This window comes from Aquabacterium sp. A08 (genome assembly GCF_011742065.1).
The window spans coordinates 1-258 of the sequence record NZ_JAAQQT010000496.1; the positions used below are offsets into that span (position 1 = coordinate 1).

The 258-nt window shown below is 53.1% G+C and carries 1 tRNA gene; it reads left to right on the forward strand.

The annotated features are described in order from the left end of the window. Positions 1 to 17 precede the first annotated feature (17 nt). A tRNA-Asn gene (locus HA630_RS02835) sits at positions 18 to 93 on the forward strand. Positions 94 to 258: the final 165 nt, after the last annotated feature.

Here is a 258-nt window from a genome sequence, read left to right on the forward strand (position 1 = left end):
GCTATGATCTTGGTCTTTCCCCGATAGCTCAGTCGGTAGAGCGCCGGACTGTTAATCCGTAGGTCCCTGGTTCGAGCCCAGGTCGGGGAGCCAAAATTTCTTTTGAAATCAAAGGCTTGCATCAGTGATGGTGCAAGCCTTTTGTTTTTCGCTTTCAGTCCGTAGGGCTCTGTTGCACAAATCCACCCCAATCAGCTGCTAGGCTCGCAGCATGAGTGAGAGCAAGCGCCCCAGGGGCAAGTACAAGACGACGAACTG